At 71.0% G+C, this 22,041-nt stretch carries 22 protein-coding genes; 10 read left to right on the top strand and 12 right to left on the bottom strand.

The genetic code is table 11. From position 1 onward, the window contains the following. Positions 1–89 precede the first annotated feature (89 nt). A complete protein-coding gene (locus ACWAT2_RS16715) occupies positions 90–1,553 on the top strand; it encodes a basic amino acid/polyamine antiporter (protein ID WP_402377196.1) in 1,464 nt (487 codons plus the stop codon). 64 nt (positions 1,554–1,617) lie between these two features. Here ACWAT2_RS16715 and arfA read toward each other — a convergent pair whose 3' ends face one another. The 4 genes from arfA to ACWAT2_RS16735 are packed head-to-tail and all read right to left on the bottom strand — an operon-like array spanning position 1,618 to position 6,374. Next, the gene (arfA, locus tag ACWAT2_RS16720; RefSeq protein WP_402377198.1) at positions 1,618–3,129 is read right to left on the bottom strand and encodes an arabinosylfuranosidase ArfA; all 1,512 of its coding nucleotides are present in this window, start codon (positions 3,127–3,129) and stop codon (positions 1,618–1,620) included. A gap of 52 nt (positions 3,130–3,181) precedes the next feature. Then, a complete protein-coding gene (locus ACWAT2_RS16725; RefSeq protein ID WP_402377201.1) occupies positions 3,182–4,516 on the bottom strand; it encodes an ABC transporter substrate-binding protein in 1,335 nt (444 codons plus the stop codon). Between the two features lie 29 nt (positions 4,517–4,545). Continuing rightward, complete coding sequence (locus tag ACWAT2_RS16730) at positions 4,546–5,478, bottom strand: carbohydrate ABC transporter permease (protein WP_402377203.1); 933 nt, start codon at positions 5,476–5,478, stop codon at positions 4,546–4,548. Further along, the gene (locus tag ACWAT2_RS16735) at positions 5,478–6,374 is read right to left on the bottom strand and encodes a carbohydrate ABC transporter permease (protein ID WP_402377206.1); all 897 of its coding nucleotides are present in this window, start codon (positions 6,372–6,374) and stop codon (positions 5,478–5,480) included. The genes ACWAT2_RS16730 and ACWAT2_RS16735 overlap by 1 nt, the downstream gene beginning before the upstream one ends. 71 nt (positions 6,375–6,445) lie before the next feature. Here ACWAT2_RS16735 and ACWAT2_RS16740 point away from each other — a divergent pair, with 71 nt between their 5' ends. After that, positions 6,446–7,456, top strand: a complete 1,011-nt coding sequence (locus ACWAT2_RS16740) for a LacI family DNA-binding transcriptional regulator (RefSeq protein WP_402377390.1) — start codon at positions 6,446–6,448, stop codon at positions 7,454–7,456. A gap of 125 nt (positions 7,457–7,581) precedes the next feature. Here the strand turns inward: ACWAT2_RS16740 and ACWAT2_RS16745 are convergent, their stop codons facing one another. Further along, entirely contained in the window at positions 7,582–8,118 is a 537-nt protein-coding gene (locus ACWAT2_RS16745) for a DUF1697 domain-containing protein (RefSeq protein WP_402377209.1), read from the bottom strand. A 41-nt stretch (positions 8,119–8,159) separates the two neighbouring features. Further along, positions 8,160–9,629 carry a DUF2809 domain-containing protein gene (locus ACWAT2_RS16750; protein WP_402377211.1) on the bottom strand — a complete coding sequence of 490 codons (1,470 nt, stop codon included), beginning with the start codon at positions 9,627–9,629 and terminating at the stop codon, positions 8,160–8,162. A gap of 211 nt (positions 9,630–9,840) precedes the next feature. Between ACWAT2_RS16750 and ACWAT2_RS16755 the strand changes: the two genes are divergently transcribed. Beyond that, on the top strand, positions 9,841–11,439 hold the full coding sequence (locus ACWAT2_RS16755; protein WP_402377214.1) for an ABC-F family ATP-binding cassette domain-containing protein: 1,599 nt from the start codon (positions 9,841–9,843) through the stop codon (positions 11,437–11,439). Here the strand turns inward: ACWAT2_RS16755 and ACWAT2_RS16760 are convergent. Genes ACWAT2_RS16760 through ACWAT2_RS16770 form a run of 3 tightly spaced genes read right to left on the bottom strand, consistent with a single transcriptional unit; the run spans position 11,412 to position 12,930 of the window. Then, positions 11,412–12,317, bottom strand: coding sequence for an SURF1 family cytochrome oxidase biogenesis protein (locus tag ACWAT2_RS16760; protein WP_402377217.1), 906 nt, complete (start codon positions 12,315–12,317; stop codon positions 11,412–11,414). The two genes, ACWAT2_RS16755 and ACWAT2_RS16760, sit on opposite strands and share 28 nt — an antisense overlap. Continuing rightward, the gene (locus ACWAT2_RS16765) at positions 12,314–12,553 is read right to left on the bottom strand and encodes a hypothetical protein (protein WP_402377219.1); all 240 of its coding nucleotides are present in this window, start codon (positions 12,551–12,553) and stop codon (positions 12,314–12,316) included. Before ACWAT2_RS16765 ends, ACWAT2_RS16760 begins: the two co-directional genes overlap by 4 nt. Then, positions 12,553–12,930, bottom strand: a complete 378-nt coding sequence (locus tag ACWAT2_RS16770) for a DUF3099 domain-containing protein (RefSeq protein WP_402377222.1) — start codon at positions 12,928–12,930, stop codon at positions 12,553–12,555. The genes ACWAT2_RS16765 and ACWAT2_RS16770 overlap by 1 nt, the downstream gene beginning before the upstream one ends. Before the next feature lie 173 nt (positions 12,931–13,103). Between ACWAT2_RS16770 and fabG the strand changes: the two genes are divergently transcribed. From fabG to ACWAT2_RS16785, 3 genes are read left to right on the top strand one after another with little or no spacing between them, the layout of a single operon-like run. Then, positions 13,104–13,826, top strand: coding sequence for a 3-oxoacyl-ACP reductase FabG (fabG, locus tag ACWAT2_RS16775; RefSeq protein WP_402377225.1), 723 nt, complete (start codon positions 13,104–13,106; stop codon positions 13,824–13,826). A 59-nt stretch (positions 13,827–13,885) separates the two neighbouring features. Continuing rightward, positions 13,886–14,653 (top strand): enoyl-ACP reductase FabI, encoded by a 768-nt coding sequence (gene fabI, locus ACWAT2_RS16780; RefSeq protein WP_402377228.1) that lies wholly within the window; start codon positions 13,886–13,888, stop codon positions 14,651–14,653. Positions 14,654–14,663: 10 nt separating this feature from the next. Beyond that, complete coding sequence (locus ACWAT2_RS16785; RefSeq protein ID WP_402377230.1) at positions 14,664–15,227, top strand: SixA phosphatase family protein; 564 nt, start codon at positions 14,664–14,666, stop codon at positions 15,225–15,227. Between the two features lie 12 nt (positions 15,228–15,239). Here ACWAT2_RS16785 and serB read toward each other — a convergent pair whose 3' ends face one another. After that, on the bottom strand, positions 15,240–15,959 hold the full coding sequence (serB, locus tag ACWAT2_RS16790) for a phosphoserine phosphatase SerB (RefSeq protein WP_402377232.1): 720 nt from the start codon (positions 15,957–15,959) through the stop codon (positions 15,240–15,242). Beyond that, positions 15,952–17,196 (bottom strand): glucose-1-phosphate adenylyltransferase, encoded by a 1,245-nt coding sequence (gene glgC / locus ACWAT2_RS16795; RefSeq protein ID WP_402377234.1) that lies wholly within the window; start codon positions 17,194–17,196, stop codon positions 15,952–15,954. The genes serB and glgC overlap by 8 nt, the downstream gene beginning before the upstream one ends. An 80-nt stretch (positions 17,197–17,276) precedes the next feature. Here glgC and glgA point away from each other — a divergent pair, with 80 nt between their 5' ends. Continuing rightward, on the top strand, positions 17,277–18,494 hold the full coding sequence (glgA, locus tag ACWAT2_RS16800) for a glycogen synthase (RefSeq protein ID WP_402377392.1): 1,218 nt from the start codon (positions 17,277–17,279) through the stop codon (positions 18,492–18,494). 19 nt (positions 18,495–18,513) lie between these two features. Here the strand turns inward: glgA and ACWAT2_RS16805 are convergent, their stop codons facing one another. Continuing rightward, on the bottom strand, positions 18,514–19,281 hold the full coding sequence (locus tag ACWAT2_RS16805; protein ID WP_402377236.1) for a hypothetical protein: 768 nt from the start codon (positions 19,279–19,281) through the stop codon (positions 18,514–18,516). 119 nt (positions 19,282–19,400) lie between these two features. On the opposite strand from ACWAT2_RS16805, the gene ACWAT2_RS16810 reads away from it, so the two are divergent. From ACWAT2_RS16810 to ACWAT2_RS16820, 3 genes are all read left to right on the top strand, one after another. After that, the gene (locus tag ACWAT2_RS16810) at positions 19,401–20,198 is read left to right on the top strand and encodes an ABC transporter ATP-binding protein (RefSeq protein WP_402377239.1); all 798 of its coding nucleotides are present in this window, start codon (positions 19,401–19,403) and stop codon (positions 20,196–20,198) included. Between the two features lie 70 nt (positions 20,199–20,268). Further along, positions 20,269–20,748 (top strand): NfeD family protein, encoded by a 480-nt coding sequence (locus ACWAT2_RS16815; protein ID WP_402377241.1) that lies wholly within the window; start codon positions 20,269–20,271, stop codon positions 20,746–20,748. A 30-nt stretch (positions 20,749–20,778) separates the two neighbouring features. Continuing rightward, positions 20,779–21,975, top strand: coding sequence for an SPFH domain-containing protein (locus ACWAT2_RS16820; protein WP_402377243.1), 1,197 nt, complete (start codon positions 20,779–20,781; stop codon positions 21,973–21,975). Positions 21,976–22,041 lie beyond the last annotated feature (66 nt).

A 22,041-nucleotide genomic window follows, 5' to 3' on the forward strand; every position in this document is an offset into this window, starting at 1 on the left:
CTGGCGCGTGATAACGATGGCAAGTGGAGCCGGGGGACTGAAGCCCCCACGTCGCGTGCGCGACGTCCGTCCGGGACGAGAAGGCCTCGATGACCTCCACTGCCGAAGGCGCCGCTACAGCCAACAAGCTCACTCTTCCCGCCCTGACCGCGATGGTGGTCGGCTCGATGGTCGGGGCCGGGGTGTTCCAGCTGCCCGCTCGGTTCGCGAGCGAGACGGGCGTCTACGGTGCCCTCATCGCCTGGGCCGTCGCAGGGCTGGGCATGCTCACGCTCGCCTTCGTGTTCCAGTCCCTCGCCGTCCGCAAACCCGCACTCGACAACGGCGTCTACGTGTACGCCCGCGAGGGTTTCGGTGTCTACCCGGGCTTCCTGTCGGCCGTCGGGTTCTGGGCCTCGGCGTGCGCGGGCAACGCCTTCTACTGGGTGCTCATCATGACCACCCTGTCGCAGCTCTTCCCGGATCTGGGATCCGTCCTGGGCGACGGCGACACGTGGACGGCGTTCTTCATCTCTGCCGCGGCCGTCTGGGGCTTCTACTTCCTCATCCGCCGGGGCGTCAGGGAAGCAGCCGCGATCAACGCGGTCGTCACGGTCGCCAAGCTCGTGCCGCTGGCGCTCTTCCTGGTCCTGGTCGTCTTCTTCTTCGACTGGGACGTCTTCGTCGGCAACCTCACCGGTGGCTACGACGTGCCCGGCGGCGAGTCGTTGTTCGTGCAGGTGCAGGGCACCATGCTCATCACCGTCTTCGTGTTCCTGGGCATCGAGGGTGCGAGCGTCTACTCCCGGTACGCCAAGAAGCGACGCGACGTCGGGCGGGCCACGGTGCTCGGGTTCCTGTCGGTGCTCGCCCTGTTCGCGAGCATCTCCATCCTGTCCTACGGCGTCCTGCCCAAGAATGACATCGCGGCCCTCCCGCAGCCGTCGGTCGGCGGCGTGCTGGAGGACGCCGTCGGCCCGTGGGGCGGGGTGCTCATCCGGGTCGGCCTCATCGTCTCGGTGCTCGGTGCGTACCTCGCCTGGCAGCTGCTGGCCGCCGACGTCGTCTACGCGGCGGCCAAGGACAAGGACCTGCCGCGCTACTTCTCCCGGTTGAACGCACGCGAGGTGCCGCAGAACGCGGTGCTGTGGACCTCGATCTTCGTCACGCTCATCCTGTTCGCCGTGCAGTTCGTCAGCGACGCGCTCGACTTCACGCTCGACCTGACGGCGGCGCTCGCCCTCGCCCCGTTCGCCCTGGCCAGCGCCTACGCGGTCAAGATCGCGCTGCGCCGCGACGGGTACGGCAACGTCTCGGAGGGTCTCCGCACCCGCGAGCTGGTGGTGGCGATCATCTCCACGGTCTACACACTGTTCCTCATCTGGGCCGCCGGGTACGTGTTCGTGTTCCTCGCGTGCCTCCTGCTCGCACCCGCCACGGCGCTGTACTACGTCGCGCGTCGCGAGCAACGTGCGAGCATCTTCACCACCTCGGGCCTGGTGACGTTCGTCGTCGTCGCGGCCTTCGCCGTCGTCGGCGCCGTGCTCCTCGCCACGGGTTCCGTGCAGATCTGATCCAGTGCCCGGCCGGGACGCGACCACGGCGGACCCGTCCCGGTGCCGCCCCGCCGGGATGGTGTCATGCCCTCCCCAGCCGGATCATCGTCCAGGACACGGGCGGTAGCTCGGCGCGGACCCGGCCGTCGGCGGTCTTGGCGGTGGTGTTGGGGCGCGGGACCACGGTGGTGTCGTCGTCCGCGGTCGCGGCCCAGGTGTGGTCGGGGTTGGACAGGGTCAGCGCCTCCAGCACGGCGAGGCCGGGAAAGCCCCGCAGGTCGACGTCCAGGACGACGGAGTCCGTCACCGAGCGGTTGGTCGCGAAGAGGACGACCTCGCCGGTGGCGGGGTCGTGGGTGGCGACGGCGTCGAGCACGGCCACCTCGCCGAAGCGGGCGGTCTCGGTGACGGGTGAGTCGATCGCGAGGCGCAGCACGTCACCGGTGGCGTACCGGGAGGTGAGTGCGAAGGGGTGGAAGATCGTCTGCTTCCAGGCTCGTCCGCCCGGTTCGGTCATGATCGGGGCGATGACGTTGACGAGCTGGGCCTGCGAGGCGGCGTGGACCCGGTCGGTGTGGCGCAGCAGGCTGATGAGCAGGTTGCCGACCACGACGGCGTCGGCCACGTTGTAGCGGTCCTCGAGCAGCACCGGGGCCACGGGCCAGTCGTCGCCGGACGGCGGGCGGGACTCGGCCCGCTGCTGGTACCACACGTTCCACTCGTCGAAGGAGATGTTGATGCGCTTCGAGTGCTTGCCCGCCGCGCGCACGGCGTCCGCGGTGGCGACCACGGCGTCGATGAAGTGGTCCATGTCGACCGCGGAGGCCAGGAACGAGGCGAGGTCGCCGTCGGACTCGTAGTAGTAGGCGTGCGCCGAGACGTGGTCGACGTGCTCGTAGGCCTCGGTCAGGACCGTGTGCTCCCACGCGCCGAACGTGGGCATGGCCGAGTTCGACGAGCCGCACACCACCAGCTCCAGGCCCGGGTCGATCATCCGCATCGCCCGGGCGGTCTCCGCGGCCAGGCGACCGTACTCGTGCGCGGTCTTGTGCCCGATCTGCCACGGCCCGTCCATCTCGTTGCCCAGGCACCACATCGTGACCCGGTACGGGTCCTCGGCACCGTTCGCGCGGCGACGCTCGGACCACTCCGTGCCACCGGGCACGTTGCAGTACTCCAGCAGCTCCAGCGCCTCCGCGATACCCCGCGTGCCGAGGTTGACCGCCATCATCGGCTCCACCCCGGCCCTGGCCGCCCACCGCATGAACTCGTCCACCCCGACCAGGTTCGGCTCCGTGGAGTGCCACGCCAGGTCCAGGCGACGCGGCCGGTCCTCGACCGGACCGATCCCGTCCTGCCACCGGTACCCGGACAGGAAGTTGCCACCCGGGTAGCGCACGGTGGAGATCCCGAGCTCCCGGATCAGCTCCAACACGTCACCACGAAACCCGTCCGCGTCGGCGCTCGGGTGCTCCGGGTCGTGGATCCCGGTGTACACCGACCGACCCAGATGCTCGACGAACGAACCGAACGTGCGACGACGCACAGGCCCGACGACGAAGGCCGGATCGACGGTGACAGATGTGGGCAGCATGAGGCTTCCTCCGGGAACGGGGCGGGGAACGCTGGTGACGCAGGTCGGGGAACTACTGACCGAGCTCGTTCTGCAGGTCGGACTGCGTCTGGTCGAGAGCGTCCTGCGCGGGCACGCCGTTCTCGAAGATCTCGTTGAGGGTGACGGTGCGGAACGTGTTGTCGACGCTCGGCCAGTTCGGATCGGTGAAGGAGTCGAGGTGCCCGATCCCGCCCTTGACCTCGTTCAGGACGTCGAACAGGTTGGTCTGGAAGTACTGGTTGAACTTGTTGTCAGGATTCATGGTCACGGCCTCGTCCTCCCAGACGGCCATGTTCACCGGGTCGAAGCCGAGCACTTCCCAGACCGCGACGTTGGCCTCCGGCGACAGCTTGGCGAACGCGAGCCAGTCGGACGCGAGGTCTCGGTTCGGGGAGGCGACGGGTACCGAGGCGCCCGTGCCACCGCCACCGATGGTCTGCGCGGCACCACCCTCGATGACGGGCGCTGGCGCGATGGCGACCTTGCCCTCGAGGTCGGGCATGTAGTCCACGAACCGGGAGGTGTACCACGCCGGGTACACGATCGCCGCGTAGTCGCCGTTGTTGATGGCGCCGAAGGCTTCCTCGGAGTCAGGGCTGCCACCGGGGATCGTCGAGATCGCGCCGGCGTCCTGCATCTCCTGCTCCATGGAGAGTGCCTCGACGACCTCAGGACTGTTCACCTGCAGGTTCCCCTCGGGGTCGAAGAACTCCCCGCCCAGCTGGGCCGTGATGAGCGGCTCGACGAAGTTGACGCCGGTGCTGGCGACGCCGAACGCCTTGTCGGTGGCGGCGTTGTACTCGGCACCGGCCTCACGGAAGTCGTCCCACGTCTCGATCGTGGTGTAGTCGATGCCGGCGCCCTCGAGCAGCTCCGTGTTGTAGAAGGCGACGAAAGCGCCCACGTGCGTCGGGAAGCCGTACACCTTCCCGTCCTTGCTGTACAGGTCGAGACGTGCCTGGACGACGTCGTCCGCGTACGGCGCCGCGGCTTCGGTCAGGTCTACCAGCGGGGGAGTCGACCCCTTGACGAAGCTGGCGAACTTGTTGACCTCGATGTCGACGACGTCGGGAAGACCCTCGCCCGAGTTGACGGCGAGCTGGAGCTTGTTGTGCATGTCCTCGTAGGGGTACACGGTGACGTCCAGCCTGATCTCCTGCTCAGGGTTCGCGTCGTTCCACTGGTCGGCCATCTCCTCGTAGTACGCGGCGTGCACGTCCGCGAACGTCCACATGCTCAGGTTCGTGGAACCGTCGGAGTTCTGGGTCGGTGCGGCCTCACCGCTGCCGCCGCCGCTGCAGGCGGCGAGCGAGGCGACGGCGAGCCCTGCGACGAGCGCGGACATCTTCGTTCGCTGTGTGGTCATGAACTTTCTCCGTTCGGTCGGGCGGGAGGTCAACCCTTGACGGCCCCCGCGGTGATTCCTTCGATGAAGAATCGCTGGAATGCCAGGAAGAGGATGAGGATCGGGATGAGCGAGAAGAAGGCTCCGATGATGAGGAGCTCGTAGTTGTTGCCGTAGGGAGTCAGCAGGGTGTTGAGACCGATCGGCAACGTGAACTTCTCCGGTGTCCGCAGCACGAGGAGCGGCCACAGGAAGTTGTTCCAGCAGAGCATCCCGTTGAGGATCGCCATCGCTGCCATGGCCGGCTTGCTGATGGGGAGCACGAGGCGGAAGAAGATGCCGAACTCGGTCACGCCGTCCACGCGACCCGCCTCGAGGATCTCCTTCGGTATGCCGAGGAAGTACTGCCGGAAGAAGAAGATCGTCACGGCGGCCGCGAGGAAGGGCAGCACGATGATGAGGTAGGTGTCAGCCAGACCCATGTCGTTCACCTGGACGTACAGGGGCAGCATGAGCATCTCGAACGGCACGGTGATGAGCAGGAGCACCATGATGAACGACAGCGTCTTGCCCTTGAAGTGGTACATCGCGAACCCGTAGGCGACGAAGGAGCTCACCAGGAGCGTGCCCGCGACCTGGGCCACCGTCAGCAGGAGCGTGTTGGCGAACCAGCGGAAGTACGGTCCCGAGTCGGTGAACAGCAGGACGTAGTTGTCCAGGCTGAGGGTGCTGACGTCGACGTCGAACGTCATGCCTCGGCGGATGACGTCGTTGCCGTCCTGGAAGGTGCCGATGAAGATCGCGACGAGCGGCACGAGGGCGATCGCGGCGATCAGGAGGAGGAACCCGGACTGGATCCACGTCGCGGCCCGCGGCGAGAGGCGTCGTGGGCCGGCGGTCGTCCGGTCCGGCGGGGTCGAGCCGGTGCCGGACTCCTGGGGTGCGGATCCCCCGCGGACCGTGGTGGGTGGTTGGGCAGCCATCACGCGGCCTCCTTCTTGAACGTCCCGCTGGCGATGAGGTACGTGAGGTTGATCGTCATGACGATGACGAGCAGCACGACCCCGACGGCCGAGGCGAACCCGAGGTCGTTCTCCTCGATGCCCTTGCGGTAGAGGTAGCCGATCACCGTCAGGCCCTGGTTGTTCGGCGACGAGTTCCCGGCATAGAGCATGAAGCTCTCGAGAAACATCGCGAGCCCTCCGTACACGCTGATCGTCACGACGTAGACGATCGTCGGCTTGAGGTTCGGGATGGTGATGTGGAGGAACTGCTGGAACTTGCTCGCGCCGTCGATCGACGCGGCCTCGTAGTACTCGGTCGGGATCGACTGCATCCCGGCCAGGAAGTACATGGTGTTCACCCCGCTCCATCGCCAGAGCGCGAGTGCGAGGAGAGCGACGAGGCCGGTGATGTCCTCGCGCAGCCAGCGGACCGGACCGAAGCCGAAGAACTCGGCGACCTGGTTCATCATCGCGGAGTCGGACTCGGCGAAGATCAGCCGGAACACGATGCCGGCGACGACGACCGAGGTCAGCGCGGGGACGAACAACGACGCCTTGAAGAAGGCCTTCACGCGTGGGTTCCCGAGCTTCGAGTTCACGACCGCCGCGAGCACCATCGGGATCGGGACCAGCAGCACGATCGTCAGGATCATGTAGCGCATGCTGTTGTAGAGCGCCTGCCAGAAGACTCGGTCCCGCCAGAGCCGTTCGTAGTTGTCGGTGCCGATGAACGTGGCTTGGCCGTAGAGCACCTCCTGGAAGCTCATCACGAAGGATCTCCCGATCGGGACGATCCAGAACACGGCCAGCGTGACCAGGAACGGAAGGATGAAGAGGTACGGGGCGAGCCTCTTCGAGTACAGGATCTGTCTCACGACGGTGTGGTCCCTCCACGACGGGGGCAGCGATCGGTCAGCCGGACGGGCATCATGGGCGCGTGGTGAAGATGAGCGACGTGGCCCGTGAGGCCGGGGTGTCGAAGATGACGGTGTCCAACGTGATCAACGGACGCCCGGGAGCGAGCGAGGCGACCCGGGCACGGGTGCTCGCCGCCGTCGCCCGCCTCGACTACACGGTCGACGTGACGGCGCGGCGCCTGCGGGCGGGTCGCAGCGGCGCGATCGGCCTGCTGGTCCCGCATCTCGACGGGCCCTACTACGCGCACCTCGCGGCACGTCTCGACACGCTGGCGAGGGCGCGGGGGTACCACGTGATCATCGAGCGCACGGGGGCGAGCAGGGAGGGGGAGCTGGACGCCATCTCTCCCGAGCGCCTCCGCCCGTTCGACGGGGTGGTGTTCAGCCCTGTCCAGATCGAGACCGCGGACCTGATCGGTGCCGGCGTGGAGGTGCCGGTCGTCCTGCTCGGCGAGCGGCACCTGGCCGGCCCGTTCGACCACGTGATGATGGACAACGTGGGTGGCGCCGACCTCGCGACGGCCCACCTGATCGAAGGAGGTGCCCGCCGGATCGCCCTGGTCGGCGGGCGGCCCGACCGCGGCGTCGACAGCATGCCCACGCTGCGCACCCGCGGCTACCGGCAGGCGCATGCCGACGCGGGGATCGAGGTCGACGAGCAGCTCGTCGTCGATGCGGACTCGTTCACCACGAAGGACGGTTACGACGTCATCATGCGGCTCCACCGCGAGGGCGTGCGGTTCGACGGCGTCTTCGTCCTGACGGACGCTGCGGCGATGGGCGTGCTGCGCGCCCTGGCCGACCTGGGCCGCCGCGTCCCCGAGGACGTCCAGGTGGTGGGGTTCGACAACGACGACGAGGGCGACTACCTCGTGCCCCGGCTGACCACCGTCGACCCGGACAACGACTCGATGGCCCGCAGCGTCATGGAGCTGGTGCTGCGTCGCATCGATGCCGGTGCGCCACGGGTGTCGGACGCCGCTGAGGTGGTGACGTCGGCGCGCGTCGTCGTGCGTGAGTCGACGCGCCCTCGCGCCTAGCAGTGGAGCTGTCACCGTGCCTCTTCCTCGAGTCACCCGACCGGGTGGTGTACCGATAAAGTAGGCCGGTGCACAGGCCGTGTCAACGACCTTCGGGAACCTGCTTCGCCGCCGTGCGGAGGGCGCTACGAACGCCCCGCCGCGAGCCCGGCCAGCTTCGCCACGGTGTTCATGTTGCGGGTCGTGACGCGGGCGGTGCCGGTGGGTACCCTCAGGCGGCTGCTGCCCATCCCGTGCGGGTAGTGCACGTAGACCTCCCGGTCTCCGAGGACGATCTCCTCGTCGGCCCTGCCCGTCGCACCCCCGGCGGTGCCGTCGGTGGGCGAGGTGTCGAGGAACATGACGCCCACGCGGCTCGGCGAGGCGTCCGGGAAGGGGTTGCGGTCCCGCACCTGGTCGAGCTCGTCCGGCGTCCGGACCAGGACACCCACCGGTCTGCCCGCGTGCTCATGCAGCGCGCTCTCGAGGGCCTCTCGTGCGCCGTCGGACCCGAGGCCCGTGGTGAACAGGACGTTCCCGCTGGCGATGTACGTACGCACGTCGGTGAACCCGATCGTCTCGCACAGGGCGCGCAGGTCGCTCATCGGCAGCTTGCCCGTGCCGCCGACGTTGACGGCGCACAGCAACGCGACGAGCAGGGTCCTGTCCCGGGCGGCGGTCACCGGACCACCGTACGACGTGCGGGCGCCGGACCTGCCTGCCGTCAGTAGCCGAGCGGGGTCTCGACAGACTCCCAGTGCCAGGCCTCCGGGAGCCGCCCGTCCGGCTCCGCCCAGGCCGGATGGGTCCAGCCGTGGTCCTCGGCGTGCTCCTTCATCCAGGCGTACCGGGCGCCGTCGAAGCTCTCCGGGCCCATGCTGAGGTCGACGGCGGTACCGAGCCCGTGATTGGAGCAGCCCGGGGGAGCGGCGAGAGGGTTCGGGTCGTCGGGGTCGTAGACCGCGACCTGCTCCTCGTACGAGCGGTACGCGGAGTTCACGGTGAGGTGCTCGCCGAACTCCGCCCGGAACGCCTCGTCGAGAGCCACCAGCCCGTCGACCAGGTCCGCGCGCACCGAGTGCTCCGGCGCCCAGGGGATGGGCGCGAGCCGCTTCGCGGGGAGCTTGCCGGCCTCCGGGAACCAGACCTGGTCCGGTTCGGGACAGACGGCGGCGTCCTGTGCCGACATCAGGTCGGTGGTGGCCACGTCGAGGTCGTCGCGGTGCGTGGCCAGCGTGCCGGCGATGCTCTCCAGGTCGGCCAGCGGCAGCTCGGCGAGACGGTCCGCCTGCGTGGTGCCGAGCGTGTCGGCGGCGACGTCGAGGGCGTGGCGCAGGTCGGACCGTGCCGTCTCGTCGGCCCCTCGGCCGGCGTCGGCGAGCTCGTCCGTCGCGGAGAGGATGCGTTCCGCCCGGCGTTGCACCGGCCCGAGCGTCTCGCGCACCTCCGCCGCCTCGGACGTCGCGAACGCACGGCGGGACCCGTGCACCGTCGTGACGGCTCGCTCGAGCCGGTCACCGGCGCGAGCGGCGTCACCCGGCCGCCGGTCGAGGACCGGGCGGCCCTCCAGGACCGTCCCGGCCTCGTCGATCACGCCGGACAGCTGCGACCGGACGCCGTCGTCGGCCACCCTGTCCGCGGAGTCGGCGAGCTCGCTCCGCGCGACGTCGACCTGCGCGGCCAGCTCCTGCGCCTCGATCGACAGGCTCCGCCCGACGCCGACACCTGCGGCGACGAGCACGCCGACCAGCGCCAGCGGAACGAGGATGGCCGCGGCGCGCCGTCCGGAGCCCCCGACCCGGTCCGCACGCACGTGCCGCAGCGCCTCGTCCACCGCCGGCGCCCGAGGGCTGAGCAGGGTCAGCAGCGCCCCGCCCAGGAACGCTCCGAGGGCGTACCAGGCGAGGTCCGCCGCCCCGAAGTCGGTCCCCAGGACGAACCGCGCGGCGGGGACGCGCTCGAGCAGCTCCCCGGGCATCCCGGTCAGGTGCGACAGCTCGATCGCCGTGCACACCGTGAGGGCGGTCACGGACGCCACGACGCGCGGTGCGCGCGGAAGCACCAGGACGACGAGCCAGACGACGAGCATCGCGTACAGGACGTCGCCCAGCGGGCCGCCGACGTCGCCGGGCAGCCAGGCCCGTCCCGCGAGCCCGGCCGCCACCGTGGCGCCCGCCAGGAGGAGCGCCGTCACCCGCGGCAGGCGGGGCGCCGGCCCGCTCACCGGACGGCGGCGCGGTGCTGGAACGGCTGCACGACGGCTCGCGCCCGGGGCGTGTCGGAGGAGTTCACGGGGGAACCTTACCGACGAGCGGCGTCGTGTGACCCAGACCGCGGACCCGGGAGCGTGCGACCCGTAGACTGGCGGCTGATCCCGCACCCACTTTCTGAAGGACACCCCTGCCTTGATCACCGCCCACGGCGTCGAGCTGCGCTTCGGCGCCCGCGTCCTGCTGCACGAGGCCACGTTCCGCGTGGCTCCGGGCGACCGCATCGGCCTGGTCGGCCGCAACGGCGCCGGCAAGACCACGCTCACCAAGACCCTCGCGGGCGAGACCCTGCCGGCAGGGGGCACGATCACCCGCGGCAACGAGATCGGCTACCTGCCGCAGGACCCGCGCACGGGCGACCTCGACGTCCTGGCGATGGACCGGGTGCTCAGCGCTCGCGGACTCGACAAGATCGTGGCGAAGATGCGTCAGGCGGAGAAGGAGATGGCGAGCGAGGACGCTGACGTCCAGGTGTCGGCGATGGAGCGCTACCCGAAGCTGGAGACGCGGTTCCTCGCCGCCGGCGGCTACTCGGCCGAGTCGGAGGCGCACCGCATCACGAGCAACCTCGCGCTCGACGACCGCATCCTCGGCCAGCCCCTGCACACGCTCTCCGGCGGTCAGCGCCGACGCGTCGAGCTCGCCCGGATCCTGTTCTCGGGGGTCGACACGCTGCTGCTCGACGAACCGACCAACCACCTGGACGCCGACTCGATCGTCTGGCTGCGTGACTACCTCAAGTCGTACTCCGGCGGGTTCATCGTGATCTCCCACGACGTGGAGCTGCTGCGCGCCACGGTGAACAAGGTCTTCCACCTGGACGCCAACCGCGGCGAGCTGGACCAGTACAACCTGCGGTGGGACCCGTACATCGCGCAGCGCGAGCAGGACGAGCGCCGTCGCCGGCGCGAGCGCGCGAACGCCGAGAAGAAGGCTGGCACGCTCCTGGCGCAGGCCAACAAGATGCGGGCCAAGGCGACCAAGGCGACCGCCGCGCAGAACATGATCAAGCGCGCCGAACGGATGCTCGCCGGCACCGAGGGCGAGCGCCAGACCGACAAGGTGGCGGCGCTGCGGTTCCCGAAGCCGGCACCCTGCGGCAAGACGCCGCTCACCGCCCGGGAGCTGTCCAAGAGCTACGGCTCCCTCGAGGTGTTCGCGGGGGTCGACCTGGCGATCGACCGCGGGTCACGGGTGGTGATCCTCGGGCTCAACGGTGCCGGCAAGACGACGATGCTGCGGTTGCTGGCCGGCGTCGAGACTCCCGACACCGGCGAGGTGCTGCCGGGTCACGGGCTCAAGATGGGCTACTACGCCCAGGAGCACGACATGCTCGACATGGACGCCACCGTCGTGGAGAACCTGCGGCACAGCGCCCCGGACCTCACCGACACCCAGGTGCGCACCACCCTCGGGTCCTTCCTCTTCAGCGGGGACGACGCCGAGAAACCGGCGCACGTCCTCTCCGGCGGGGAGAAGACGCGGCTCGCGCTGGCCACGCTGGTGGTCTCCAGCGCCAACGTCCTGCTGCTGGACGAGCCCACGAACAACCTCGACCCGGCGTCACGCGCGGAGATCCTCGGCGCGCTGAACACCTACGAGGGCGCCGTCATCATGGTCACCCACGACGACGGGGCCGTCGACGCGCTCAACCCGGAGCGGGTGCTGCTGCTGCCGGACGGCGACGAGGACCTCTGGTCGGACGACTACGCGGAGCTCGTGTCCCTCGCCTGAGGGCCGGGTCGCGCCGCGTCGACGAGCGCGTCCTCGTGGTCCTCGTCCACCCGGCGGGACGGGCGGCGCTCGCGGCGCGGACGTGAGGACCCCTCCGGGTCCGCGGCGGCGATGAGCTCGCCGGCCGTGACGGTGGCCGCTCGGGTCTCGCGCCGCCACAGCAGCACGAATCCGCCGACCGCCCCGAGCGCGAAGATCGCCCACTGGAACGTGTAGCTGAGGTGGGAGCCGGGGTCGGTGTCCGGGCGTGGCGCCGGCACCAGCGCCTCGTCGGCGGCCGGGGCCTCGCTGCGCATCTGCCCGTACGCGCCGACGGTCCGGTCTGCGGACGCGGGTCCGTCGGCCGGCCCGGCCGCCAGGACCTGCGCGGTGTTGACGCGCGACACCGTCCCGGCCTCGGCGCCGCGGTCGGCCGCGGGCTCGTCGGCCCGGAGCGTGACCGTCACGGCGACCTCGCCGTCCGGGGGAGCGGGGACGGACGCCGGCTCGGTGGCGTCGGCGCCGAGCGGGACGAACCCGCGGTCGACGACGATCACCACGGGCTCGCCGGCGAGCTCGGTGCGCAGCGGCACCAGGAGGTGGAAGCCGGGGGTGCCGTTGACGGGCCGGTTGCGCAGCAGCACCGTCCCGGACGGGTCGTACTCACCGACGACCACGGCGGGCCGCCACACGTCGTCGGCCGTCAGGGTCGCTCCGGGCGTCGCGACGAGCTCCTCCAGCGGCACGGGCGCCGCCGCGTAGTTGACCTGGACGAGGTCGATCTGCTCCTGCCGGTCGGTGTACCGGTGCCACTGCCAGAACGCCGCGAGCACGCACAGGCCCGCGAGCAGGACCGCTGCGAGACCGAGCGTGGCCCACTGCCGACGAGTCCGCTTCACACGTGCTCCAGCTCGCCGACGGGGACGGTCTGCTTCCAGAACGACCGCGCGCCGAGGAACTGCTCGAGGTGCTCACGGTGGTCGTCGCACGCGAGCCACACCTTGCGGCGTTCGGGAGTGTGGAGGCGCGGGTTGTTCCACAGCAGGCCCCAGCGCGCGTCGGCGCGGCATCCCTTGGCCGAGCACACGAGCTCGTCGGCGGTCACGGGGTCGGCGCCCAGGCCGAGCACGTCCATCAGTCGTCCTTCCGGCCGTCGGGTGCCGCCGACGGCGTGTCGTCGGTGTGGTCCACCACGCGTGGGCCCGGATCGTCGAGGGGTGTCGGCGTGGCCTCGATCTCGGACGGCTGCACGGGCTGCACCGCCGACGAGTCGCGCGTCGACCGGTCGCGCCCGGCGTTGACGAGCAGCACCGCGGAGTAGGGCAGCACGACGGCGCCGGCGAAGCAGACCCACATCAGCCAGCCGTCCACGAGGAGCGCGGCGGCCAGGATCAGGACGATCCTCAGACCCATCTGGAACAGGTACTGGCGCAGCCGTCTCCGCTGGTCCTCGGCAAGGCTTGCCGGGACGCCCGTGATCGAGGTGACCTCGTGGGGCCGGGGCGTGCTCACCCGTCCAGTCTACGGCTGCACCCGCGCTGCTCGGTCTTTGGAGGAAACCGACAATCCCGTTCGGCGACGTGTGCCTCGCCGTCAGCGCGGGACCGGCACGGCACCGGGGTACGGTCGCACAGGCGCACCGCCGTGCACCCGGACCGCAGGGTCCGTCGTCGAGAGGAGCATCCGTGGCAGAGCAGGCAGCATCCGGCCGTGTGGTCGTCGTGACCGGGGCCGCACGCGGCATCGGCCGTTCGATCGCCGAGCGATTCGTCGCCGCAGGGGACGTCGTCGCGACGATCTACCGGGGCGGCGACCTGCCTGAGGGCGTCCACGGCTTCGTGGCGGACGTCACGGACAGCGCGGCGGTCGACGCCGCCTTCGGCGAGATCGAGGCGCAGCTCGGTGCTCCCACGGTGCTGGTCGCCAACGCGGGCGTGACCCGCGACCAGCTCCTGATGCGGATGAGCGACGAGGAGTTCGAGCAGGTCGTCGACGTGAACCTCACCGGGACGTTCCGGTGCGTGCGCCGCGCCTCCAAGCCCATGATCCGCGCCCGGTCGGGGCGCATCGTGCTGATCGGGTCGGTCGTCGGGCTGTATGGCGGTCCGGGCCAGGTCAACTACTCCGCCACGAAGGCCGCCCTGGTGGGCATGGCCCGGTCGATCACCCGTGAGCTCGGGGGGCGGGGGATCACGGCCAACGTGGTCGCCCCCGGTTTCGTGGAGACCGACATGACCGCCGCGCTGCCCGAGGGCACCCAGAAGAAGTACCGGGAGTCGATCCCAGCGGGCCGGTTCGCGACCCCCGACGAGGTCGCCGGCGTCGTGGAGTTCCTCGCTTCGGACGCCGCGGCCTACGTCTCCGGCGCGGTCGTGCCGGTCGACGGCGGCCTGGGCATGGGCCACTGAACTGTCCCTCGGGCGCACGGCCCGATACGCTCCCACCAGAACTTCACTGAAAGGTCACCATGGCTCTGCTCGACGGCAAGAAGCTGCTCATCACGGGCGTCCTGACGGACAGCTCGATCGCCTTCCACGCCGCGCGGCTCGCGCAGGAGGAGGGTGCCGAGGTCGTCCTGACGTCCTTCGGGCGGCAGATGAAGCTGACCCAGGCGTTCGCGAAGCGGCTGCCCGTCACCGCGCCCGTCGTCCAGCTCGACGTGACGAGCTCCGAGGACCTCGCCTCGCTCGCCGACCAGGTGCGCGAGCACACCGACCGGCTCGACGGCGTCGTGCACTCGATCGGGTTCGCGCCGCAGAGCGTGATGGGCGGCAACTTCCTGTCCGCCGAGTGGGACGACGTCGCCACCGCGGTGCAGGTCTCGACGTTCTCGTACAAGTCGCTCGTCACGGCGGCCCAGCCGCTGATGGCGGACGGCGGGGCGTACGTCGGCCTGACGTTCGACGCCGGCTTCGCGTGGCCCGTCTACGACTGGATGGGTGTGGCGAAGGCCGGGCTCGAGTCCGCCAACCGGTACCTCGCGCGGGACTTGGGGCCGTCCGGCATCCGGGCCAACCTGGTCTCGGCGGGCCCGATCCGCACGACCGCCGCCAAGTCCATCCCCGGCTTCGAGGCCATGGAGGACGCCTGGCCGCGCCGTGCGCCACTCGGTTGGGACCAGACGACGGCAGAGCCGGCGGCCCGCGCGGTCGTGGCGCTGCTGTCCGACTGGTTCCCGGCGACGACGGGCGAGATCGTGCACGTCGACGGCGGCGTCCACGCGATGGGTCAGTGAGCGAGGTCCCGTGAAGCAGCCGAAGCACGCCGTCGCCGTCCCGGACAAGGGACGTCGGCTCGTGCTGCTTCGGCACGCGAAGGCCGAGCCCGGCAAGGGCACCGTGCTCGACGCGGATCGCGCGCTCGCGTTGAACGGGCGCAAGCAGGCCGGTCGGGTCGGGATGGCCCTGACGGCGGCGGGGCTCGTCCCGGACCTCACCCTCGTCTCGTCCGCGCTGCGCACCCGCCAGACCTGGGAGCTCGCCCGAGCCCACCTGGGCAACCACGGAGAGCGCAACCATCTGGCGGCCGAGGTACGCGACGAGCTCTACGCGGCGAGCATCGGTGACGTCCTGGAGCTCGTCCGGGGCGTCGACCCGCGGGTCAAGACGCTGCTGGTCATCGGGCACGAGCCCACGATGGCGGCCACCGCCGCCTATCTCGCCGACACGTCGTCGGACGACGCCGCTCTCGCGCAGGTCCGTGTCGGGGTGCCGACCGCGACCTACTCGGTGCTGCACGCCCTCAAGCAGCCGTGGGCTGAGTGGGGCAAGCGGTCCGCCACGCTGCTGCGGGTCGGCCGCCCGAGCTAGGCGCTCGGGCAGCTAGTCCTGCGGGGAGGCGACCGGAGCGGCGGCGTCGACCTCGTCGACGATGCGCAGCACCTCGTCGAGCCGCGGCCCGTCGATGCTGTACGGCGCCTGCTCGCGCACCAGCGGCTTCGCGGCGAACGCGATACCGATCCCGGCGGCCCCGATCATGTCGAGGTCGTTGGCGCCGTCGCCCACCGCGACGGTGTCCGCCATGCCGAGCCCCAGCTCGGCCGCCCACTCGCGGAGCGTGGTTTCTTTGTGGGCCCGGTCCACGACGGGGCCGACGGTCCGGCCGGTGAGCACGCCGTCGGCCACCTCGAGCCGGTTCGCGCGCCAGCGGGTGATGCCGAGCGGCGCGGCGAGCGGAGCCAGGATCTCGGCGAACCCGCCGGAGACGAGAGCGAGCTCCCACCCGCGGCGCTGCACCTCGGCGGTGAGCTCGGCCGCACCCGGCGTCAGGATGACCGCCTCGCGCACCGCGTCGAGCGCGGACACCGGCACGCCGGCGAGCGTGGCGACGCGTTCACGCAGCGAGGCGGCGAAGTCGAGCTCGCCTCGCATCGCGCGCTCGGTCACGGCGGCGACCTCGTCGCGGGTGCCGGCGTGCTCGGCGATGAGCTCGATGACCTCCTGGGTGACGAACGTGGAGTCGACGTCGGTCACGACGAGTCGTCGACGACGCGGTCGGCCGGACAGTTCTGGTCGGGGCGCGGCGGTGGCGCTGTCAGGCAACGTGGGAACCCTTCGGGACGACGGTGATCCCCGAGTCGGTGACGGTGAAGCCCCGGGCCCGGTCCTCCTCGTGGTCGACACCGATCCGGGCGCGCTCGTCCACCACCACGAACTTGTCGAGGATGGCGCGGTGCACCTGGGCGTGCCGGTGCACCTGGACGCCGTCCATCACCACGGAGTCGGTGACCGTCGCCCAGGAGTGCAGGTGCACGCCCGGGGACAGGATGGACCCTGCGACCGTCGCGCCGGAGACGAGGACACCAGGTGAGACGATCGAGTCTGCGGCGTGCCCGAGGCGGCCCGGGCCCGCGTGGACGAACTTCGCCGGGGGCAGGCCGGTGTAGCCGGTGTACAACGGCCAGTCCTCGTTGTACAGGTTGAAGACCGGCTGGACGGCGATGAGATCCTTGTTCGCGTCGAAGTACGCGTCGATCGTCCCGACATCCCGCCAGTACGCGCGGTCCCGGTCGGTAGAGCCCGGGACGTCGTTGCGGATGAAGTCGTAGACGCCGGCCGTGCCCTCCCGGACGAAGGCCGGGACGATGTCGCCGCCCATGTCGTGCCGGGAGTCGGGGTCCGCCGCGTCCTTCGTGACCGCCTCGACGAGGGCGTCGGCGTCGAAGACGTAGTTGCCCATGGAGGCCAGCACCTCCTGCGGGGAGTCGGGCAGGCCGACGGGCGCCACCGGCTTCTCCAGGAAGTCGCGGATCCGCGTGGGGTCCTCGGGCTCGACGTCGATGACGCCGAACTGGTCTGCGAGCGCGATCGGCTGGCGGATCGCCGCGACCGTGGCGCGGGCACCCGACTCCACGTGCGCGTCGACCATCTGCGAGAAGTCCATGCGGTACACGTGGTCCGCGCCGACCACCACGACGATGTCGGGACGCTCGTCGTCGATGATGTTCAGGCATTGGTAGATGGCGTCCGCCGAGCCCAGGTACCAGTGCTTGCCGACACGCTGCTGCGCCGGGACCGAGGACACGTAGTTGCCGAGCAGGGAGGACATGCGCCAGGTCTTGGAGATGTGCCGGTCCAGGGAGTGCGACTTGTACTGCGTCAGCACGATGACCTGCAGGTAGCGCGAGTTGATGATGTTCGACAGGGCGAAGTCGACGAGCCGGTAGATCCCGCCGAACGGGACCGCTGGTTTGGCGCGCTGGGAGGTCAGCGGCATGAGTCGCTTGCCCTCTCCGCCGGCGAGGACGATGGCCAGGACCCGCGGGTGTGACGACGCCATGCCCCGACCCTAGGACCTCGCGGCGGCGGATGCCGCGCGACGCGGCCGGGAGCGCTACGTTGAGGTGCGTGAGCCACCCGTTGAGGATCGACCTGCTGACCCGCGAGTTCCCGCCCCACGTCTACGGTGGCGCCGGGGTGCACGTCGCGGAGCTGTCCGCCGTCCTGCGCAGGCATGCCGACGTCCGCGTGCGCTGCTTCGACGGGCCGCGGCCCGGCGTCGAGCAGGTCACCGGCTACGACGAGCCGGCCACCCTCTCCGGGGCGAACGCGACGCTGCGCACGCTGGGGGTGGACCTGGCGATCGCGGACGACGTCGCGGGCGCCGACGTGGTGCACTCGCACACCTGGTACGCGAACATGGCCGGCCATCTGGGCGGCATGCTGCACGGTGTCCCGCACGTGGTCACGGCGCACTCGCTGGAGCCGCTGCGCCCCTGGAAGGCCGAGCAGCTCGGGGGCGGCTACACCGTCTCGAGCTGGGCCGAGCGCACCGCCTATCTCGGCGCGGCGGGGATCGTCGCGGTCTCCGCGGGCATGCGGGCCGACATCCTGCGCTGCTACCCCGAGCTGGACCCCGACCGGGTGCACGTGGTCCACAACGGGATCGACCTCGACGGCTGGGTGCGTCCGCCGGACGACGTCGTGGCGCGGGTCGCGGGGAAGCACGGCATCGACCCGACCCGGCCCGCGGTGGTCTTCGTCGGGCGCATCACTCGGCAGAAGGGCCTGCCGGACTTCCTGCGGGCGGCCGCCCGGCTGCCGGACGAGGTGCAGGTCGTCCTCGGCGCCGGCGCCCCGGACACCCCGGAGATCATGGCGGAGGTCCGCGACCTCGTGGACGAGCTGCGGGCCACGCGCGGGGGCGGAGCGGCGGCCGGTGTGGTGTGGATCGAGGAGATGCTGCCCCGGGAGGAGCTGTGCGCGGTGCTCGCCGCCGCGACGGTGTTCGCCTGCCCGTCGGTCTACGAGCCGCTCGGTATCGTCAACCTCGAGGCCATGGCGGTGGGCCTGCCCGTGGTGGCCACGGCCACGGGCGGCATCCCCGAGGTGGTCGACGACGGCGTCACCGGCGTCCTCGTGCCGATCGAGCAGGCGGACGACGGTACGGGGACACCGCTGGACCCCGCGCGGTTCGTGGACGACCTGGCCGCCGCCCTGACCGCGGTCGTCGGCGACCCGGCCCGTGCCGCCGCGATGGGTGCCGCGGGGCGCCGCCGGGCCGAGGAGCACTTCGCCTGGGCGTCGATCGCCGAGCGCACGATGGACGTCTACCGGTTGGTGCTCGATGGGTCGTGACGGTCCGGGGCGCCGCGCCTCAGGGCACGGACCCGTAGGTCGCGGCGCTCAGCGCGCGGCGGGCCGTGCGCTCGACCTCGCGCAGCGCCGTCGACCGCTGGTCCATCTGCCACAGGTTGACTGCCGCGCCGTCGTCGTCGGTCGCGAGGTCCACGATGGCCAGCAGGCGGGTCGCGAGCTGCATGACGCGGGCGCGGCGCCCGTCGAGGTCGGGGACGGGCCAGCCGGACGTGCTCGAGCTGCGGACCCGCTCGATCGCGTCGGCGGCGTCGTCGCGCCACCGGGCGACGTCGAGCGCGTCGAGGGCGTCGGTCGCGACGACGAGGCTGCCGCGCAGCTCGCGCTCGGCGTCCGCGAGCGAGCCGAGCGTGCCGGCCACGAGGGTCGACCACGGGGGGACCTCAACGACCTGCCACGACACCAGGTGCCCCGGCTCGAGAGCGGTGCCGAACGCGGTGACGCGGGGCACGGCCGCCCAGGAACCGGCGGAGGTGGTCACGAGCAGGCACTCGCCGGACTCCGTGGCGGCGGCCGTGGCGGCCGCGGGCACGCCGGAGGGGTCGCCGGGTGCGGGCAGGACGGCGCAGACCTCCCGGGGCCCGTCGGAGAAGGTCGCGACGAGCTCTTTCAGCGTGACCTGCTCGGCCTCGGCGCCGGGCAGGCCGAGGACGGCGTGCGGCTCGTCGTCGTCGGTCACCGAACGCACCGCGAGGCCGTGCGACGCGCCGAGCGCCTGGAGCCACAGCGCCAGCACGACGCTGCGGGGCAGGGTGGTGGTCTCGCTCACGCCTCGCACGATAGACGCCTGACGTGCCTCGGCGCCTGTCGCGACGCCTCGTGGACCGCTTCGGCGAGGTGGCCCACGGTGGGCCGGGTGGGCTCCCCGCTCCGGTAGGGTCGGGCACCATGAGCGCGGTACTCGACCTGCAGGGCGTCACCGTCCGACGCGGCACCTCCACGATCGTCGACTCCGTCGACTGGACCGTCTCCGAGGGGGAGCGCTGGATCGTCCTCGGTCCCAACGGGGCCGGCAAGACGACGCTGCTGCAGATCCTCGCGGCACGTTCGCACCCGACGTCCGGCACCGCGGACCTGTTGGGTGAGCGCCTCGGGAAGGTCGACGTCTTCGAGCTGCGTCCCCGGATCGGCTTCTCGTCGTCGGCGCTCGCCGACAAGATCCCGCACCACGAGTCCGTGCGTGACGTCGTCGTGACCGCCGCGTACGGCGTCACGGGCCGCTGGCGCGAGGAGTACGAGGAGCTGGACACCGAGCAGGCGCTGGCGCTGCTCGGGGCGTTCGACGTCGCGGACCTCGCGGACCGCCGCTACGGCACGCTCAGCGAGGGCGAGCGCAAGCGCGTGCAGATCGCTCGGGCGCTCATGACGGACCCGGAGGTGCTGCTCCTCGACGAGCCGGCCGCCGGGCTGGACGTCGCCGGGCGCGAGGAGCTCGTCGGCGCGCTGGCCGAGCTCGCGGGGGACGAGTCCTCCCCGGTGCTGGTCGTGGTCACCCACCACGTGGAGGAGATCCCGCCGGGCTTCACGCACCTGCTGCTCCTCGGGGACGGCAAGGTCGAGGCGGCCGGCCCTCTCGAGGAGGTCCTCACGTCGGAGAACCTCTCGCGGGCCTTCGGCATGGACCTGCTCGTGGCGCACGGCGGCGGCCGCTGGCTCGCCCGGGCGGCACGACCTGCTCGACGCTGAGCCGCTGCCCGATCCGGCGAAAATTTGGTAAATTCAGAGCAAAGCAGACGGCGACCGCGGAGGTAGGGCCATGGACGGCTGGTTGTGGTGGATCGGCGGGGCGCTCGTCCTCGCGGTCGTCGAGATGCTCTCGCTCGACCTCGTCTTCATCATGCTCGCGGGCGGTGCCGTCGCGGGCGGCGTCACGGCGGCCGCCGGTGGACCGTTCTGGCTGCAGATCGTCGTGGCGTGCGTCGTCGCGGTGCTGCTGATGATCACGCTGCGGCCGTGGCTGCTGCAGAACCTGCGACGCCGGACCGACCTCGTCGAGACGAACGCTGCCGCACAGGTCGGCAGGATGGCCGTCGTCGTCTCCGACGTCACCGAGACCGGAGGGCGCGTGAAGCTCTCCGGCGAGGTCTGGTCCGCGCGGCTGGTCGACGACGGGCTGCCGAACAGCTCGGGTCTCGTGCCCGAGGGCGTCGAGGTCCGCGTCGTGAAGATCGACGGAGCCACGGCGGTCGTCGCGCCGGCCGGGGCGACGAGCCAGAACGTCGACGGATCCGTCTGACGACGGCGTCCTCCAACGGAAAGAGAACTCGTGGAAGATCCAGGAACAATCATCGGCTACATCGTCCTGATCGCGCTCGTCATCTTCGTGGTGGTGACGCTGTTCAAGATGGTGCAGATCGTCCCGCAGGCGACGGCCTTGATCATCGAACGGCTCGGCCGGTACCAGAAGACCTTCGAGCCGGGTCTGCACTGGCTGATCCCCTTCATCGACAAGGTGCGCGCCGGCGTCGACCTGCGTGAGCAGGTCGTCTCGTTCCCGCCGCAGCCGGTGATCACCTCGGACAACCTCGTGGTGAGCATCGACACCGTCATCTACTTCCAGGTGACCGAGCCGAAGTCCGCGGTCTACGAGATCGCCAACTACATCAGCGGTATCGAGCAGCTGACGGTCACGACCCTGCGTAACGTCGTGGGTTCGATGGACCTCGAGCAGACGCTGACCAGCCGTGACCAGATCAACGGCCAGCTGCGCGGTGTGCTGGACGAGGCGACCGGCCGGTGGGGCGTGCGCGTCAACCGTGTGGAGCTGAAGTCCATCGACCCGCCGGCCTCCGTGCAGGGCGCGATGGAGCAGCAGATGCGCGCCGAGCGTGACCGTCGTGCCACGATCCTCACGGCCGAGGGTGTCAAGCAGTCGGCGATCCTCACCGCCGAGGGTGAGAAGCAGTCGCAGATCCTCAAGGCCGAGGGTGACGCCCAGGCGGCGATCCTCACCGCCGAGGGTGAGGCGCGGGCCATCCTGCAGGTGTTCGGGGCCATCCACGAGGGCAACCCCGACCCCAAGCTGCTTGCCTACCAGTACCTGCAGATGCTTCCGGAGATCGCGAACGGCTCGTCCTCCAAGCTGTGGGTCGTCCCGACGGAGTTCACCGCAGCTCTCGGCTCGATCGCCAAGGGCTTCGGCGGGACGCCCGGCACCCCCGGCATCCCCACCGAACCGTCGGACGACGACAGCGGCAGCGGCGTGAGCGCCGCCGTACGGTCGGCGCTCGGCCAGTCGGGCCTGCAGGACCCGGGCGAGGCGCTCGCCGAGGCCCGCCGGCAGGCGCAGGCCGCGACGGCGGACGCCACGAGCTCCGGCACGCGGTCCGGTGCCCCGTTCGAGCCGAACGTCGAGCGCGGGCAGCGGCCGGTCGGCGAGCAGCCGCCGGCCCCGCCCGCCCCGCCGGCGCCGCGCACGCTCGGCGCCGAGGACGAGGGCACGCCGCCGGCACCGCAGCAGTGAGCCGACGGCCGTCCAGCGGCCCGCGGAGCCCCGTCGCCCCTCGTGGGCGGCGGGGCTCCGTCGTGC

The sequence above is a fragment of the Isoptericola sp. GX10416 genome (assembly GCF_056590155.1).

Excerpts from the sequence above, each read along its gene's own strand:
- ACWAT2_RS16715 (WP_402377196.1), top strand. The coding sequence starts at position 90 with ATGACCTCCACTGCCGAAGGCGCCGCTACAGCCAACAAGCTCACTCTT.
- arfA (WP_402377198.1), bottom strand. The coding sequence starts at position 3,129 with ATGCTGCCCACATCTGTCACCGTCGATCCGGCCTTCGTCGTCGGGCCT.
- ACWAT2_RS16725 (WP_402377201.1), bottom strand. The coding sequence starts at position 4,516 with ATGACCACACAGCGAACGAAGATGTCCGCGCTCGTCGCAGGGCTCGCC.
- ACWAT2_RS16730 (WP_402377203.1), bottom strand. The coding sequence starts at position 5,478 with ATGGCTGCCCAACCACCCACCACGGTCCGCGGGGGATCCGCACCCCAG.
- ACWAT2_RS16740 (WP_402377390.1), top strand. The coding sequence starts at position 6,446 with ATGAGCGACGTGGCCCGTGAGGCCGGGGTGTCGAAGATGACGGTGTCC.
- ACWAT2_RS16765 (WP_402377219.1), bottom strand. The coding sequence starts at position 12,553 with ATGGACGTGCTCGGCCTGGGCGCCGACCCCGTGACCGCCGACGAGCTC.
- fabI (WP_402377228.1), top strand. The coding sequence starts at position 13,886 with ATGGCTCTGCTCGACGGCAAGAAGCTGCTCATCACGGGCGTCCTGACG.
- glgC (WP_402377234.1), bottom strand. The coding sequence starts at position 17,196 with ATGGCGTCGTCACACCCGCGGGTCCTGGCCATCGTCCTCGCCGGCGGA.
- ACWAT2_RS16810 (WP_402377239.1), top strand. The coding sequence starts at position 19,401 with ATGAGCGCGGTACTCGACCTGCAGGGCGTCACCGTCCGACGCGGCACC.
- ACWAT2_RS16815 (WP_402377241.1), top strand. The coding sequence starts at position 20,269 with ATGGACGGCTGGTTGTGGTGGATCGGCGGGGCGCTCGTCCTCGCGGTC.